Raw genomic sequence first — 16,878 nt, forward strand, 5'->3', positions numbered from 1 at the left:
ATGCCGGGACCGGATTTGCTAGACGTTACTTCTTTGAACGCACATTTGTATTACGAGAGACTCCCGAAAACAGGGCCAACGGTTTCGCAATGAGATTCATCCATGCCGCAGACATTCATCTTGGGAGACAGTTTTACGGACTCACCAGATCCAGTCCCGAGTTGGGACAATTGTTCCTCCAGGCCGGTTACTCCGCGTGGAACAACATAATCGACCATGCAGTTAAACATAAGGCTGATTTTCTTACACTTGGGGGAGACATCTTTGACGCATCCAATGCTTCACTTCGTCCTCGAGTGGCTTTTCGGCAAGGACTGGAGCGACTGAGAGACGCTGGAATCCCCGTTTATGCGGTTCTGGGAAATCATGATCCACTTCAGACTTTTCCCGAATCACTCAGATCTCTTCCGGGCTTGATTCTGTTCGGAGCCGATCCCGAGCAAAAGGAGATTGTCCCGGGAGCAGTAATATACGGGGCAAGTTTTCCGGTTCCAGCGGTTAAGGAGAATCTGGTCGCTGCAATTCGGAGAGATCCCGGCCAGGAACTGGCTGTCGGCCTATTGCATACGAATGTATCCGGCGCTTCCGATCACGATGACTACGCTCCGTGCTCACCGGGAGATTTAAGGGCTTCGGGTATGGACATGTGGTGTCTCGGCCATGTCCATACTCCTACGACGGTCATGGAAAATCCCCTGGTCTTGTATTCGGGGTCGTCTCAAGGAGCACACAGGAATGAAAGCGGTCCCAGAGGATGCTTTCTCATTGACCTGGAAAGAGGGCACATAGAAACCGAATTTCTCCCCACAGCAGCAGTACGATGGGAGTATCTGAATGTGGATGTCAGCGACTGCTCGAATCCGGAAGACGTGCTTGAAGCCATTGAGCAGGGTTGCTCTGCACTGGTTTCAGACCGGAACACGCTCGAAGCCCTCGTAGCGGAAATCCGTTTCGTGGGCTCGATTCCGCAGCTTAATATTCAAGGTCTGCTTCAAGACGAGGAGTTTCGCTATGTGGTTCGCGAGCGCGTCAGTGCCCTGCCTGTGCCTGCGTTTCCATCCCGATTCGTGGATAATACATACTCGCAAGCCGATTCGTTGACCCGGGCTGACGGACTTCCGAGAGATCTCCAAAACCAGGCAAAACGTATTCTGGACGACCCTGAAGAGACGCGGAAGTTCGTGCATCAGATTCGGAATGAACTGGTCAAAGTAAATCAGGAATACTACAGAGATCTGCTGCATCCGGAGCGTTGGAATCAGCATCCCGAGGTTGCATCCGAGTTCATGAATCAGGCCGTTGCACTGGTGCTCACCATGATTTCCGAAACCGCGGATTAACCGTTCGACTGTTTGATCGACCAAAACTATGTGGATTCAAGAAATAGTAATCGAACATTTTGGAGCACTGTCCCGGATTCGCGTGTCAGACCTGAAACCTGGGCTCACGGTCATTGTAGGACGGAATGAAGCTGGGAAAACCACGCTCATGGAATTCGTTCAATCGGTATTTTTTGGATTTAGAAAAAGGAATTACCGAGGGAATCCATATGAAGCTATGAACAGCAATTTTCGGAGTGGATTCCTCGTTGTCAATGACCCACAGGCAGGTGTTCTGAGAATTTCCCGCAATGAGAAACATGGGCTGAAAGAGGGTGAGCTGTCTATAACGGACAGAAACGGTGCTCATGTCGATCCTTTCATGGTGCCCTTCTCACCGAGCGGTTTTCGGAAATATGGATACGAAAATCTGTTTGCTTTCGACCTTGACCAAATGCGTCAACTCGATCGAGAGGCCTTACGGAGCAGAATTATCACTGCTGCCCTGGGGTCGCCACGGATCAACCCGTTGAGTATTCTGGAAAAACTCAATGAACGCTCCCGCGCGTTGTGGAAGAAGCCGACTGGCGGCAGGGATTCATTGTGGAAAAACCAATCGCGCGTAGGGGAGATCAACATCAGGCTCCGGCACCTGCAGGAACGTCCCGCAGAATGTGCAACATTGAACAGGGAACTGGAAGAAGCAGGACAAAGACGCCAGGAACTGGCAGAGGTCATCAGATGCGCGGAATCCCAAATGTCCGAACTGGAGGATGTTTTACGTTTTGAATCTGACTGGGAGCAGCTCGTGTCTTTGGAACGCAAACGAGCGGAAGTTGAGGCCGCCCAACGTTTTCCGATCGACGGGATACCGCGTTATGAAAGCGCTCTCCAGAAATACGAAGAAGCCGATCAGGAGCGCAGCGAAGGAGAAGCACAATTACAGCATCTCGAGAGACAACTGGAAGCGATTGCAATAGATTCAAATATTCTCGAGCACGCAGACAAGATTCTCGCGTTGTCACGCAAGGCTGCAACTCTGGCCAATGTTCCGGATGAAATAGATCAGGGGCTCTTACTCGCGGAACGATCTCGTGCCCGACGTGCGCAGGAAATTAACGGTCTCGGGCATGGCTGGGATGCGGAACGCATCCGCGGACTAAAGCTTCCTCTTTCGCTGGAGCAGGAAATTCAGTCCTTTGTCGATACGTATCAGGATCAGCGGGAACGTATCCGAGATTTCGAGAATCGGATTGCATCCACTCAGGATATTTCGGAATCTCTGGAAGAAAAAATCTCTGCCAAGAAAAGCGAACTGCAATTGTTACTTGGTGAAAGCGCAGGGTACCTGACGCAGAAAGACCGTGCGAAGCTGTACCAGTGCAAGAATTATTTTCAGAAAATGAGCGAGCTTGCCCATAGATCCCAGGATGAACAACGCGTATTGGATGCGCTGATCCAGGAAAAAATCGAATTATCGCAAAACCTGCAAGGATTGGAGCTACAAAATCCTCGTTCCATATCTACGCCGGTTTTTTGGATGATCGCCGTCGCAACGCTCGCAATTAGCGGCGGAATTCTCCTGTCCTCAATTATGAACGGTTCCGGTTGGATGCATGGATTTGCCGGAACGGCGGCTCTTCTCATCGCTCCAATGCTCTTCGCCTGGCGTATGAAAGAAGAGAGAGCGAGAAACATGCGCATACAGAATCAACGTGAATTGCTCATTCGGAAATCGCACTTTGTCACTTCTCGTCTGACGGACACTGAAAAAAGACGCCGCACCTATCTTCAGGAAATCGACTCGATCAAACGGAGAATCCGCGACACTGCCCGGGAGGTGCTCGACACACCGTCAGTGAGTCTCGAAGAAATCGAGAGGGCAGAGCAACGTTCCATTGCTTCAGAAAGTGCTTTCCTCAGGTCTCAATTCTTAAAGACTTCTCTTGGCAACGATCTTGCGGAATTGGAAATCCAGAACACGAGTCGCGCCAAATTGGAAGCGCTCTTATCGGAAGAATTGCAGGAATTGACAAAGCATGACGAGAATTGGAAAATCTTCATTGCAGAATGTGGATTAGGTCCCGAATTATCAGCGGAAATCGCCATTGACTTTGTGAGAAACCTCAGGAAGATCGGCGAAGCAAACGAGCAGGCTCATCGAGAATCCGAGGATCTGGAACGCATACAAACGCGATGGCAGGCATTTCTTCAGGAGATCCTCGATTTGGCGAATTTGATGGGCAGGCACGTGAACGAAGATCCACTGCAGACTCTCGCCCTGTGGGAATCGGAAGAGCGCAGCGTGAGAGAACTACTCTTGCAGAAGAAAGGGTGGGAAGAAAAAGCACAGGATCTCAGGACCCGCATGGATGTATTAAACTCCCGGATCGCTCATTCCCGTCAAACTATGGAGCGACTATTTGCTGCTGCAGGAGTTGCTGACGAGGAAGCCTTCAGGAAACAACATCTTCACTTTGAACAGTTCGTCAAAATATCCGGTCAGTTGGACACCATCACGGATCGGCTGACAAAAAGCATGAAATTCGCCGACCGGGAGGCTATGCATAGTTTTTACTCTGTACTGGACTTTTCTTCTCGGAAGAAGCAGGCCGCACACTTGAGAGGTGAGATCGATAACGCCAGAATGGAATCGGAAGCGCTTCTGGAACGGATCGGTAGTATCGGCGCGAGAATAGCAGCACTTGAGGCCGAGAATGAAACAGATGTGCTTCTTGCCGAAAAACAAGAGTTGTCAGCGCGGATTCATGAAGACGTAAAGGCCTTGATAACGACCAGAATCGCACATACTCTTTTGGAAAGAAGTCTGCGCGTGTACGAATTGGAGAAGCAGCCGAAAATGCTCGAACGTGCATCAGAGATCTTAAGGAGTATTACCGGTAACAAGTTCCAACGAGTGATCATGCCACTGGAAGGAACTAAAATGAAGGTCGAACGTGAAAACGGAACCTGGATTGATGAGGAATTCCTCAGTCGGGGCACTCTGGAGCAGTTGTATCTGGCGTTGAGATTGTCAGATCTGGAACTCTACCGGAGCGATAAATACGTTCTACCCCTGATCATGGACGATGTTCTCGTGAATTTCGATTTTTTTCGTGCCGGGCTGACTGCTATGGAACTCGCGAAGTTTTCGGAAGACTCAGGAATACAGGTGCTGTTTTTCACCTGTCACCCGTCGGTTGCAGCACTTTTTCCCGAACGAGTCGCGCAGAAATCACTGGATAAGAAACTGGAGTAAAGGATTCACTATGCTCTCGAATACGCGCTCTTTTTTGACGCCCATAATGCTTCCGATCGTTATGGCTGTCGTATTCTTAATATTTTTACCATCGATCCAGCCGAAAGCAGGTGCTCAAACTGTCAACCGCAACGGACTGAGAGACCTTCAGGAAGCTTTCAGAACGGTGGTGAAAGCCGCAAAACCGGCAGTGGTTAACGTTTCCGCGGTACGAAACGTGGCGAGTAACCAATTGGATTCAAGTCTGGATCCCTTTTTTGAGAATCATCCTTTCCGCGATCTGTTCAAAGATGAGCTTTTCAGGAGATTCTTCGGAACACCGAATCCCGGAAAACAATATCGCCAGCAAGGGATGGCTTCAGGCTTCATTTTCGACCCGCGAGGGTACATTCTAACAAACCGTCACGTAATCGGCTCTGCAGATCAGATTGTCGTGACCCTGGAATCGGACAAAAAGTACAAAGCGCGCGTAATCGGAGCCGACAGCAAGACGGACGTGGCAGTCATAAAGATCGATGGAAGAGGTTTTCCTTCCGCACAATTGGGTGATTCTCGGACTCTCCAGGTCGGCGATTGGGTCCTGGCTATAGGGAATCCTTTCGGACTCATGAAAACCGTTACATCCGGTATCGTGAGTGCCACGGGACGGAGAGAAATGGGCATCCTCGATTATGAGGACTTCATACAAACCGATGCAGCAATCAATCCTGGCAATTCCGGAGGTCCTCTTGTGAACATAGAAGGTCAGGTCATTGGAATGAACACAGCCATACTTTCCCGCAGCGGCGGTAGCATGGGTATCGGTTTTGCCATTCCAATCAACATCGTGAAGAGAATTCTTGAACCTTCTATGGCAGGTAAGCTCGATCCGGGAAAACAGAAAGGAACGAGACCGGCTCAATTGGATTCCTCTGCGGACCATGTGGACTTCTTTGACAGGTTTCTCCGTTCGGGAAGTCTCAAGGGTGAACCTACAGAGAACGTATTGCGTGGTAACCGAGCTGAGCAGAGTCTTCCATGACCCGCTTCTTTAGGAGAAGATTTGGGCGTGCTCCGGACTGAAGTTTTGAGGCCGAGAGTAAATTTCCCTTTTCTATTTTGAATTAAAATAGTATTATTAGGCAATTGTTCCCCAATCGGAGGTTTTTATGAACAAGAAGACGGCCTGTTTGGCCGCGGCTATGGTCGTATGCTTTGCGATGATGGTCGGCGTGGCTCATTCAGAAGCCAAAGTTCCCGATTCGTTCAGGGACATTAAACTCGGTATGAACAAAGCTCAGGTTGTCGAGTTACTGCGGAAGAATCCTACCCATTTCTCCTTCGAAGATATGGGAGATGAGGTTGGAGAAATTATCCGCGGACATGATTTGTTCCGCTACGCCACATACCGTTTCGACAAGGCCGGCGTGCTCGTCGAAATCGGTTTGCAGATGCGGGAAATTATAGGCAGGGATAAATGCATCGAGACATTTAATCAGCAACACGGTCTCCAGTTGACCCCGCTGTCCAAAACCGTGGATTCGAATCATATAGTAGAGGTTCGCGACAACACTGTCATTCTGCGATTGGCAGCAGAGAAAGACATGCGGTCGGCTGCAAAATGACGGTATTGCGAACGGGTCCGGAGAAAGGTTTTCTCCGACCCGGCGCATTTTTTGTCGATTTCGATGCAGATATCAGAAATCTATTCCCTTCTGCGGCTCAATTCCCTCCCGATACGCATGTTTTATCTCTCTCACTTCGGACACTGTATTGCTGCGCTGCAGCACTTCAGGATGAGCGTCTCTTCCGGTAAGAACCAGGTGAAGAGATGGCGGTTTGCTCTCAATCAAGTCGAGAACCTGATCCAGATCCACCAGCTTGAGTTTTAAAGCATTATTTATTTCATCACATATGAGAACATCGAACAGACCTGAGAGCATCCTCTCTTTAGCTAATGAAATCGCATATTGCGCATTCTCGCGATGTTCCGCATGAGGATACGGATTACCTTGAATCCCGCAAAAACCTTTTCCGGTCAGATGATGTTCAACCTGTGGTGCCAGGCGTTTCAAGGCTTCAATTTCTCCGGCAAATATATCGCCTTTCATGAACTGAATCACACAGACTCTAAGTCCATGTCCTACTGACCTCAGAACGATTCCCAGGGCTGATGTTGTTTTTCCTTTGCCGTATCCGGTTATCACGACGATCAAACCAACGTGTACTTTCGGTTCCAGCTTTTGTAGCTCGGGTGTGACCATTTGCCCCTCCATTTCATCTATCATAGTAAATGTATTGTTGCCGGTTCAAAGGAGCAAAAAATGGAAAGAGGCGAGACTCGCTTCTTTGGAGTTGAAGGAGATCGAATCGACTCATGCCATTTCGCAATTATGCACATAAGATAGCGAAGGATACCTCCAGTCTCTCAGATAATGAAAAGAAAAGCGAATCTGTATCAGATGAAATATTGAGACGATTTTTCAACAACTCGGCAACAGGAACTCCAAAAAATTCAATTAGTCGTCACGAGATTCGGAAGCCTGATCTATTACGGTCTCTATTGCTTCCACCAGATAGCGAACGCCGGTATTCCCGGTGAGTATACGTTTCACTTCACGATGCTGGTACACGGTGCCCATAACCACTACGTCCGTAATGACCCCTTCTTCCTGCCGGTACGCTGCATGACTTATTGCCGCTTCGGCTCCGATGTCGTTGTATGTCGTTTTCAAGACCCATGCTTCTTTGCCAGGAACCTCTTTGAGCAGCACATTCAGGTGTATGGCACGTTCTGCCATTACCCGGCTGTTACTCGATCCCACGCGATCCAGTTCTTTTACTGCTTCTGAAATGGAACGAAATGTCAGTTTGTGAGCCTCCATTGGATCCTCCTTATGTCGTGCCGCCCCAAAGGGAATAATCCGTGGAAACGATCGGGCTCTATTCGGTATCGTGAGATACAGAGTCAAGATTGCTGAATACACAGCTCTTGTGGGCTCTTGCAGCTCTGTCTATGCCCGATGCGACCAAAATTTTGGTTGACTTTCGCGCCTTCGAGGGGGAAAATTTTTCAGACCATTCTGAATAGAATCGATTCCGAATTGAAGAGGCATTCTAACATATGAGATTGACACTTACTATGCCATTGCTTAAGATTCAGACTGGCGCGGATGCATTCCCTGGAATGCATCGTTTTACGAAAGAAGTTCAGACCTGTGCCTAGGTCGGGGAACTCATACGGATTGCAGCTTTTCATGATCCTTGAATGTAATTCATTTTGAGAGGGAGTATCTCCTCATTTGAAATCAACTTCCGTACAAGAATCTTTGGGGACCGATTCAGCGGATGAGAGCCTTCTTTCCACGGGATCTATTCTTGCCATAGATGATGACGGGGTGACTGTAGGCATACTGAAAGATCTTCTGGAGATGAGCGGGTATACTGTATTCACGGCCAATGAGGGACGTGAAGGGATAAACGTTTTCGGGCATACCCGGCCGGACCTTGTCATTACCGACATTCAGATGCCTCATATGGACGGCCTTGAGGTCTTGGCAAAGGTCAGAGAGATCGACAACACGGTTTCTGTAGTGCTTCTTACCGGACACGGCGACCTTGACAATGCGCTCCGTGCACTCCGAAGGGGTGCTCATGATTTCCTTCTCAAACCGGTCAATACGGACATCCTCTTAAATACGGTACGGCGAGGAATCGACCACTGTCGGCTTAAGCGATTTGAGCGGAATTATAAAAGACTTCTGGAAGAAGAAGTCAAAGCTCGGACTCAAGAGCTTGCCAGGACCAACGATTTCCTCAAGAGCATCCTTGATAGTTCAACAGGCGTATCGATTGTTCTGACAGGGTTCGATGAGCAAGTCCTTTTCTGGAATCGCGGAGCGGAACGAATCTTCGGCTATACCGAAGAAGAAATGATCGGAAATTCCATAACTAAACTTTATCCGGATGAGACAGTCGATCCTGAGACTATTGCACGCCTGAACAACATCATGCAAAACGTTCAAGGCACCGCTCATGCGAATGTCAGACATATTGCAAAAGACGGCCGCACACTGACGATTTCTTTGACAGTCACGCCGGTAGTCGATTCAAACGGAGATCTGCGAGGAATCCTCGGCCTGGGACAGGACGTCACCGAACAGGTTAGACTCCACGAGGAACTGCTCAAATCATTTCAGCGGATAAAGAAAATACAGGGCGCATCCATTTTTTCATTGGCCAAACTTGCAGAATCACGCGATGGAGAAACCGGTTTTCACCTCAAGAGAATACAGGCGTATTGTGACGCTCTCTGCCGGAGACTGAGCAAACGTGAACGCTATAAAGAAGTATTGACCCCCGAATTTATCGAAGACCTCGTGCAGTGTTCAGTGCTTCACGATATCGGAAAAGTGGCCATTCCGGATGCAATCTTGTTCAATCCGAAAAAATTCGGCATTGATGAATACGAACTCATGAAACAACATGCGATGTATGGCGGAAAAGCTCTCGAAGAAGCTGCCGCGGAAGCAGACGAACCTGACGGCTATCTGTCTCTCGCAAAAGACGTCGCCTATTATCATCATGAGCGATGGGACGGCAGCGGGTACCCGTTCGGTCTGAAGGGGGAGGAAATCCCTCTGGCTGCTCGTATTGTAGCGGTCATCGACGTATACGATGCACTGATCACTGAACGACGGTACAAGCGGTCCTACACCCATGAAGAAGCACGCACGGTAATAGTTCAGGGAAAGGGTACGCAGTTCGATCCCGAACTGGTTGAAGTGTTTCTTGAAATCGAGGACGAATTTCAGCGCATCAGGGATAAGGTCTCCGGCCAAGACTCTGCGCTCGAACTTGCCGGCTGATTTCGACTAGCCTTCCGTCCCCCAGTGTCCTCTCAATCATCGATCAATCTCGCGTCTGGGTGCAGAGCGGCAACCGGCCGGCGGATTGGCAGCTCACAAAGCTGTTTTTTGTGGATCCTTCGGAGGAAAAACATTGGCTCAATTAGATTCTATACTTCAGACAGCGGTTCAAGCCAAAGCTTCCGATGTGCACGTGGCAACCGGCAGTCCATATCTTGTGAGACAGTTCGGACAGTTAAGGAAACTGAAGTCTCCAAATCTTACTTCAGAAGCGGCTCGGAAGATCATCTACGAGGTTCTCACGCCTGCGCAGCAGAACATGCTGGAAAAGCAGCTTCAGATTGACTTTGCCTACGATCTAAAGGGCATCGGACGGTTTAGAGGAAATGTTATCCTGCAGCGCAAAGGTCTGAACGCGACCTTTCGCATAATTCCTTCAAAAATTCCATCTCTTTCCGAATTAGGGCTGCCTCCGGTGGTGGCCAAGTTTTGTGACTATCATCAAGGTTTGCTTGTGGTTACAGGAGCAACAGGGCAGGGGAAATCCACCACTTTGGCTGCAATGATAGATCTCATAAATTCCTCACGGCCTGTGCACATTCTCACGATAGAAGATCCTATAGAATTTATCCATCCCATAAAAAAAGGATTAGTGAATCAGCGTCAACTGGGGTTGCACACGAAATCCTTCGAGAACGCTTTACGTGCCGCTTTGAGGGAAGACCCGGATGTGATCATGGTGGGAGAATTGAGGGATCTGGAGTCCATCAGGCTCGCGATTACCGCTGCTGAAACAGGTCACTTGGTTATAGGAACCCTATCCACTTCGAGTGGCCCCAAGACCGTGGACAGATTGATAGATTCCTTCCCCCCTGACGAACAGAATCAAATACGCGCTATGCTTTCGGAAAGCCTTCGAGCAGTCATCACTCAGAAGCTGCTTCCCAATATCGACCGGAACGGGCAGGTGCTCGCAGCGGAAATCATGATAGGGACTGTTCCGTTGGCGAATCTCATACGATCCGAAAAGACGTATCAACTGCCATCCATTATGCAAACCGGCCGATCTCAGGGCATGCAATCGATGGACGACGCAATCATGCAACTGCTTCAGGCAAAGAAGATTTCACCACAGGTGGCTCTAGAGTACGCCGAGACCAAAAAACGTTTTATGTAGAGGCGCATTTTGCCCAAAATAGACAGTCTACTCACTGAGATGATTCAATCCGGGGCCTCGGACCTGCACATGGTCCCTGGAATGCCTCCTCTGTTGCGACTCAAAGGGGATTTAGTTCCTACCAAACACAAGCCGCTCTCGCACAAACTGAATGAGGCCCTCTTTTTTGAGATGATGACCAGCCAGCAGCAGAAGGTTCTGCAGACAACCCTTGAACTTGACCTTGCGCATGAAATCGTCGGCTTGGCTCGTTTCAGATGCAATTATTTCTACCAACGCAGGGGTATATCCGCGGTATTTCGCCAAATCCCCACCAGGATCAAGTCGCTTGAAGAACTTGGCATGCCGGCTGGGGTTCACAATATTCTTGGAATCAAGAAGGGATTGGTCCTGGTGACCGGTCCGACAGGATCTGGCAAGTCCACCACGCTTGCTGCCATGATTGACTACATAAACAGAAACGAAGAAAAACACATCATTACCATCGAAGATCCGCTTGAATTCGTTCACGAGAACCAAAAGTCCCTCATCACCCAGCGTGAGATAGGTGCCCACGCGAAAAGCTTTGCCGATGCTCTTCGAGTAGCGTCAAGGGAAGATCCGAACATCATTCTTGTAGGTGAGATGCGGGACCTGGAAACCATTGCGCTTGCCCTCAGCAGCGCAGAATTGGGAATTCTGGTCTTCGGCACGGTCCACACCAACTCGGCCGTAAAGACCATCGACCGGGTTATAAATGCTTTCCCTGCAAGCCAGCAGAATCAGGTTCGCACCATGTTGAGCGATTCCCTCAAGGCGGTGCTTGCTCAACAGCTTCTCAAGACTGCAGACGGCAAAGGAAGGTGTGCTGCTGTAGAAATACTGATCAGCAATTCCGCTGTGGGAAATCTCATCCGGGAAGGAAAGCTTGCTCAAATAGCTTCGATCATCCAGACAGGAAGCTTGGAAGGCATGCAGACAATGGATCAGGCGCTGCAACAGCTTGTGGATCAGAAGCGCATTACCCCCGAAGCGGCTTATTGGAAAGCAATCGATAAATCGATTTTTGCCGCCCAATGTCCAGCCGGATTCGTAGAATAAGAAGAGCCGTGCTGCCGACTATAGCAAGTGTATAAAACAGTGTTCAATTTGCGAAAAGCACTTCTCGGCAATTGGTAGGTGCCGTGCCTCCGTGCCGGCACATTTTTCAAATACAAATCAACCGGTGGGGCCGGCAGCGAAGCCGACCCCTACCGTTCATTTAGAGCACAATGTGTTCAAAAGCTCAGAAATTATGTCATTATGCTATAAAATGGGTTTTGACTCTTCAAAGACTGTGGCTACTCCTGCGTGACAGATCCGTGTAATTTGGCTTCCCGCCCGAGACATTGTCTGAAAAACTCCACGATTCTAACCTCTTCATCTCTCGTCATGAAATGTTCCGGTAAGGTTGGGGGCTCAAGATCGAGTCTCCGGAATTTGGCCAGACCTGTGGGATTGTACGGCAGGAGGACCACATGAGGTGCTCTCATATGATGCAAAAGCTCGGCGATACGCTTGAGATTCTCCGTCGTTGCCGTAGTCTCCGGGATCAAAGGTATTCTCGGAATGACTGCATCTCGTCTGTGCCGGAGAAGTTGGCGCAGATTCGAGATAATCGTCTCGTTTCCCTTCCCCGTGTATTCCCGATGCAGTCTTGAATCACCAAACTTCACATCGAAATACATGAGATCCACATGCTGCAAAAGACTGTCTGCGAATGATGAATAATCAAAGAAACCGGAGGTTTGTATTGCAACATGAATGCCCTGATCTTTCAATGCACGTGCGAGCTTTGTCAGAAATCCCATGTGCATGGTGCATTCACCACCGGAAAAGGTAACGCCTCCACCGGAAGCTGCATAATAGTTCTCGTCACGCAGAAGAATCTCCAGCAGCTCATCCACCGTATATGCATCGCCCACCTTGCGGATACCGAAGCCGGGGCACACTTCAGCGCACAAACCGCAATTATTACAGCGTTCACGGTGAATCCTGAACGGAGCAGAGAAGTCGATGGCCTCTTGCGGGCAAACCCGTCCACATTGCCCACACTGAATACAGTCCTCTTCATGGAAGGCTATACTGGGGCCTGTAGTCCAGCACTCGGGGTTGTGGCAAAAAACGCACCTGAGCGGACATCCTTTAAAGAAGACTACAGTCCTTATGCCCGGCCCGTCCTCGCGACTGCATCGTTTTATATCCGTTATGAGGGGAACGGAAATCAAATCGTTTGCTCTCTCCAAAGTCTTATAGCGATGGTCAAAGATTCTGGCATTTATCTGACACTCAAATGCAACCTATTGGTAGGGACCGGCGTCTCTGCCGGTCAATTCTATTATCCATCGTTTGGAAGATGTGCCGGCACGGAGGCCGGCACCCACCACCATTCTTATCTTTAATCGGGCATTAATTATTGCAATTCCCATAATATCTGTGAAGGGATTCCAAAAAGTCTAAGGATTATTAGCCTGTTCATTTGAGTGGACAGGCAAAGATTCCGGTATGGCAACTTCTGTCCTGCTGATCGCGGCCGATGCGGATTCTCTTGTAGGTGCCACGAAGCGTCCGACCTACGTGCCGATCAATAGGGAAGGGCAGGCACGAGACCAGCCCCTCCATCGTCTTCGCTAAGCCAAGCTGCTCACACCGAGCCTCTGGCATAGGTCGCGAACCATAAATCCGAACTTGAACAGATAGTTCAGATTCCCTTCCGTCTCCACGTCATTCTTGAATATGGCATCCATTGCATCGTGTTTCACACTCAGGAGAAATTTCCACAATGCCTGATTATCTTTGAATGTCACTTTGAGATCCCAATCATTGATGGGATCGTCAAGGACATCCATTTGGCCTCTGTGGAAAATGACTGATGTTGCAACTCCTTCCTGCGCCTGAAACAAGTACCTGCCGTTAAACGTTTCGATATGCTTTTGATATCCATCCAAAGCCGGAACGGGGTTCAACGGGCTGTTAGACATAGTAAATCCAAATCCCATGATTTTGAGGAGGAGTTCCAGGAATTCATCGGTTGCCCCGGAAAAGACCCTATCCAATATGTCGTCAAGCAGGTTCATGCTGAAATTCCTTCCAGTCGAATTGTATTCTCTCAGGCCATCTCGTCTCATGCTTCCGTATCGATATGATACGAATGCGATGTTCCTGAGGAGAGGTCGTATTCGGTACGCTCCATAATTTCTTTCTGCATCTGAGGATTCAGGTCGCGGAAGTATGCGGTATATCCGGAGACCCGTACGAGCAAATAAGGATAATTCTCGGGATGCGCCATGGCATCAAGGAAGGTCTCGTGATCCATAACGTTGAACTGGATTTCTATGCCACCCGGATCCGGCTTCTCTCCGGCAAAATACCCCTTGATCAACGGGGCAAAATGGTCGAGCATTGCCTCCTTATCCTGTTCCGGGGCGAATTTGATGTTCAATGCAACACCGCTCGATAATGCGCGGGAAGGCAGCATCGCTGCTGAATTCAATGCAGAGGTTAAGTGGGGCGCAACTCCGGATACGGGAGTTATTCCGCTGGCAAAATTTTCACCATCTTTCCGACCGTTCGGGAGTGCGCCTGTCACTTCTGACAACCCTGCATGTATGGTCATTGTCCAGTATCCGACCCGATACTTGCCGCCCCTGTAGTTGTCTTTCCCTCTGAATGCTTCATCCAACGTCGTAACAAGCCACTGAGCATTTTCATTCGCACCCGGATCGTCGTTACCGTACTTCGGCACTTTTTGGGTCGCTGCATAGAGATCTTCGAAACCCTCGAAATTAGCGCTAATCGCTTCCATCATTGTGGAAAGGGGAACCCTTCTGTGCGGAGTTGCATTAAAGCAAAGCTCTTCGATGACATTCAAGGAATCCGCAGTGTCTGCCAAAGCGATTATAGAGACTCCGGAAGAATTGATCCTGGCGCCTCCCTGTATGACGTCCAGTCCTTTATCCATCGGTCCCTCGAAAAGAGAAGACAGGATCGGAGTCGGATAGAAATCCTGATGCACCTCGCCCAACAAATTGTTGAGCCGCACAGCCCTGTCTGCAACCCATTCCAGTTGTGCCCTGTACGCATCCCGGAATTGTTCGAACGTTTGAAAACCACCTTGAGGATCGGTTTCTATGGTGAGCAGGCGAGATCCCGTGTGTCTCATGCGACCGTTGTACAACGCAAGCTCGAGGACCGCGGCAACGTTCACCAGCACAGCCGCGCAATGAGCATAAGTCCTGCCGGCGCTTACGGGTTCCACGCAGCCGACGATGCCATAATCTCTCGCGTGCTCAAGGCTGTCACCCTTGTCCTGAAGGGCGAGAATGACGGCTTTATCGTTGTGAATGGCCGGAGTCGCTCCGGTGTTGATATTCACTTCACAAAGTCTACGCAAATAGTCTTCTGAATTTATCCCCGGAAAATATCTCGCGTTCAGATTCGGATCGCGAAGCTTCATCAATTCCGTGGCTCTTAGAATGAGGTATGTGACATCGTTTACGGAATCGTTCCCCTGGCTGTCGATACCCCCTATAGTAATAGCCTGGTTTGCTCCGGTACCGCCGAAAAGCTGTTCTGCAGCCTCGGGCATCATGGGAACGTGGTCACCTATTTTCAGCCAGAAGAAGCAGAGTAATTCCAAAGCATCAGCCGGATGCAAGCGCCCCCTGTCCACATCCTGACGGTACAGGGGATACAAGACTTGATCCAGACGTCCCAGACTGAAGCCGACATTGGGATTCTCCAGATTCAACGCGGTCCAGCATACCCAGATGGTCGTCAGGGCATCTTTGAACCCGATAGCGGGATGTTCGGGAACTCTTCGGTATCTTTCGGCGATCTCAAGAAGCCGACGTTTCTTCTCTGAAATTGTTTGCAGTGGTGCCAGCAATTCCGCCGTATTCGCAAGATTTCTGGAGTAGGCGATAATGCCTTCGAGGACTTCGACTATAGCCGCGTAAAAGTCCCGTTTCGCCGGGGTATCGGCGGAAGCCATTTTCTGTTCCGCCTCATTGATGACTCCTCTGAGACCGTACTTGATCGCCCGGGAAAAATCAGGAATCGTATGGGATATGCACAGCGGTTTACTGGTCAGGAAAAGCACCAGGAGCTGCATAAGCTTCAACTCTTCAGATGATTGATGATAAGCCTCGGAATGCTGTGCGTACGATCTGACGCGAGCAATTTCCAGTATGCTCCGATCCATCCAGTGTGGAAATATTTCTAAATTGAGCTTTTCAATGTCCGGAGCGGTTATCTGGTACGGATTGTGTGCTCGTTTCGGCAGACCATGCAGTTCCGGCCATAACATAAGACCGACCAGTTCGGGGTACAACAGTACTCCTTTGAACTTGCTCGTAGTAGAACCAGCGAAAGGTGACCAATCGTCGAAGAAGAACGGGCGCGGGTCGGGATAAGGATCTGTTCCCCTCTGGTACGCCTGATTGTGCCAAACAACCGGTTTTCGATTCTCCAGGACTTTGCGGTAGACTCTTGCTTTATCCAGGATTGAAATTCTCTCCTGTTTCAAGAGATTGCTTTCCATATGAAATCTGGTTACCAGATCAGGTCGTTCGATGCAGACTTCGGGGATGGCTCTGAAATAAGCCTCCCTCAGGAGCATGAGCGGGCTGCCCTCAGGAAAACCGTATTTCTTGAGATCCAGAATCTTTGGTGATACTCCCATATTTGCCCCCTCTTGTGGTATGCATTAAGCTGACTGATGAACGGAGACTCGCAATTATAACCTCTTGCACGTCAACGTTATAGCGATGGCCAAAATTCTGACGATTATCCCATGCTCCGATACAAGATACTAGTGGTGACCGACGTCCCGAGACTGTCTCAAAAGTTAGAATTGAATCACTGATCGTAGCACGGTTTTCTCATGATCCGCTCGGCCTGGTTGTAGCTCACGTAGGATGTGGTGAGCGAAGCGAATCGCATCGATCGCGAAAGACCTCGACGGATGCTATTCCCGCTGGTCATCGCATCCTACATTGGCCACCTTGTCTGCTCTACAAGGATGGAGAATCGTGGCACGATCTGTTGTGCATCCAAGGCTTTTAAGACAGGCTCCCCCTGCCGGTCCATTCTATCGATATCATTAATCATATTGAAGATGTGCCGGCACGGAGGCACGGCACCCACCAATATTCCTATTTTCAATCGGACACTAATTTTGGCAATTGCTACAGAATAGCAATGCCTTGGAATTAGATTAAGTGGAAGAAGTTGTGAGGGCCTTTGAACGGCCCTCGT

General features: G+C 49.5%; 12 protein-coding genes. 7 read left to right on the forward strand and 5 right to left on the reverse strand.

What is annotated here, in order from left to right:
- Positions 1–89: 89 nt before the first annotated feature.
- The 4 genes from DESTI_RS28785 to DESTI_RS11845 all read left to right on the forward strand — a co-directional run bounded on the left by DESTI_RS28785 (position 90) and on the right by DESTI_RS11845 (position 6,182).
- Positions 90–1,340 (forward strand): metallophosphoesterase family protein, encoded by a 1,251-nt coding sequence (locus DESTI_RS28785; RefSeq protein WP_014810195.1) that lies wholly within the window; start codon positions 90–92, stop codon positions 1,338–1,340.
- Positions 1,341–1,368: 28 nt separating this feature from the next.
- Positions 1,369–4,578, forward strand: a complete 3,210-nt coding sequence (locus DESTI_RS11835) for an AAA family ATPase (protein ID WP_014810196.1) — start codon at positions 1,369–1,371, stop codon at positions 4,576–4,578.
- A gap of 10 nt (positions 4,579–4,588) precedes the next feature.
- A complete protein-coding gene (locus DESTI_RS11840) occupies positions 4,589–5,599 on the forward strand; it encodes a trypsin-like peptidase domain-containing protein (RefSeq protein WP_014810197.1) in 1,011 nt (336 codons plus the stop codon).
- A gap of 127 nt (positions 5,600–5,726) precedes the next feature.
- Positions 5,727–6,182 carry a hypothetical protein gene (locus DESTI_RS11845; protein ID WP_041286167.1) on the forward strand — a complete coding sequence of 152 codons (456 nt, stop codon included), beginning with the start codon at positions 5,727–5,729 and terminating at the stop codon, positions 6,180–6,182.
- 72 nt (positions 6,183–6,254) lie between these two features.
- On the opposite strand, the gene DESTI_RS11850 is transcribed toward DESTI_RS11845, so the two are convergent.
- Complete coding sequence (locus DESTI_RS11850) at positions 6,255–6,821, reverse strand: cob(I)yrinic acid a,c-diamide adenosyltransferase (protein ID WP_014810198.1); 567 nt, start codon at positions 6,819–6,821, stop codon at positions 6,255–6,257.
- A 255-nt stretch (positions 6,822–7,076) separates the two neighbouring features.
- A complete protein-coding gene (locus DESTI_RS11855) occupies positions 7,077–7,442 on the reverse strand; it encodes a hypothetical protein (RefSeq protein WP_014810199.1) in 366 nt (121 codons plus the stop codon).
- Between the two features lie 417 nt (positions 7,443–7,859).
- Here DESTI_RS11855 and DESTI_RS28790 point away from each other — a divergent pair, with 417 nt between their 5' ends.
- From DESTI_RS28790 to DESTI_RS11870, 3 genes are all read left to right on the forward strand, one after another.
- Entirely contained in the window at positions 7,860–9,425 is a 1,566-nt protein-coding gene (locus tag DESTI_RS28790) for a response regulator (protein WP_014810200.1), read from the forward strand.
- A gap of 133 nt (positions 9,426–9,558) precedes the next feature.
- Complete coding sequence (locus DESTI_RS11865; RefSeq protein ID WP_014810201.1) at positions 9,559–10,602, forward strand: type IV pilus twitching motility protein PilT; 1,044 nt, start codon at positions 9,559–9,561, stop codon at positions 10,600–10,602.
- A gap of 9 nt (positions 10,603–10,611) precedes the next feature.
- Positions 10,612–11,682, forward strand: a complete 1,071-nt coding sequence (locus tag DESTI_RS11870; RefSeq protein WP_014810202.1) for a type IV pilus twitching motility protein PilT — start codon at positions 10,612–10,614, stop codon at positions 11,680–11,682.
- Between the two features lie 239 nt (positions 11,683–11,921).
- On the opposite strand, the gene DESTI_RS29965 is transcribed toward DESTI_RS11870, so the two are convergent.
- The 3 genes from DESTI_RS29965 to DESTI_RS28805 form a co-directional block, all read right to left on the reverse strand.
- On the reverse strand, positions 11,922–12,848 hold the full coding sequence (locus tag DESTI_RS29965; protein ID WP_014810203.1) for a glycyl-radical enzyme activating protein: 927 nt from the start codon (positions 12,846–12,848) through the stop codon (positions 11,922–11,924).
- A gap of 402 nt (positions 12,849–13,250) precedes the next feature.
- Positions 13,251–13,697 carry a hypothetical protein gene (locus DESTI_RS11880; RefSeq protein ID WP_014810204.1) on the reverse strand — a complete coding sequence of 149 codons (447 nt, stop codon included), beginning with the start codon at positions 13,695–13,697 and terminating at the stop codon, positions 13,251–13,253.
- A gap of 47 nt (positions 13,698–13,744) precedes the next feature.
- The gene (locus tag DESTI_RS28805; RefSeq protein WP_014810205.1) at positions 13,745–16,303 is read right to left on the reverse strand and encodes a pyruvate formate lyase family protein; all 2,559 of its coding nucleotides are present in this window, start codon (positions 16,301–16,303) and stop codon (positions 13,745–13,747) included.
- Positions 16,304–16,878 lie beyond the last annotated feature (575 nt).

It is taken from the genome of Desulfomonile tiedjei DSM 6799 (assembly GCF_000266945.1).
In the GTDB taxonomy this organism is placed as follows: domain Bacteria; phylum Desulfobacterota; class Desulfomonilia; order Desulfomonilales; family Desulfomonilaceae; genus Desulfomonile; species Desulfomonile tiedjei.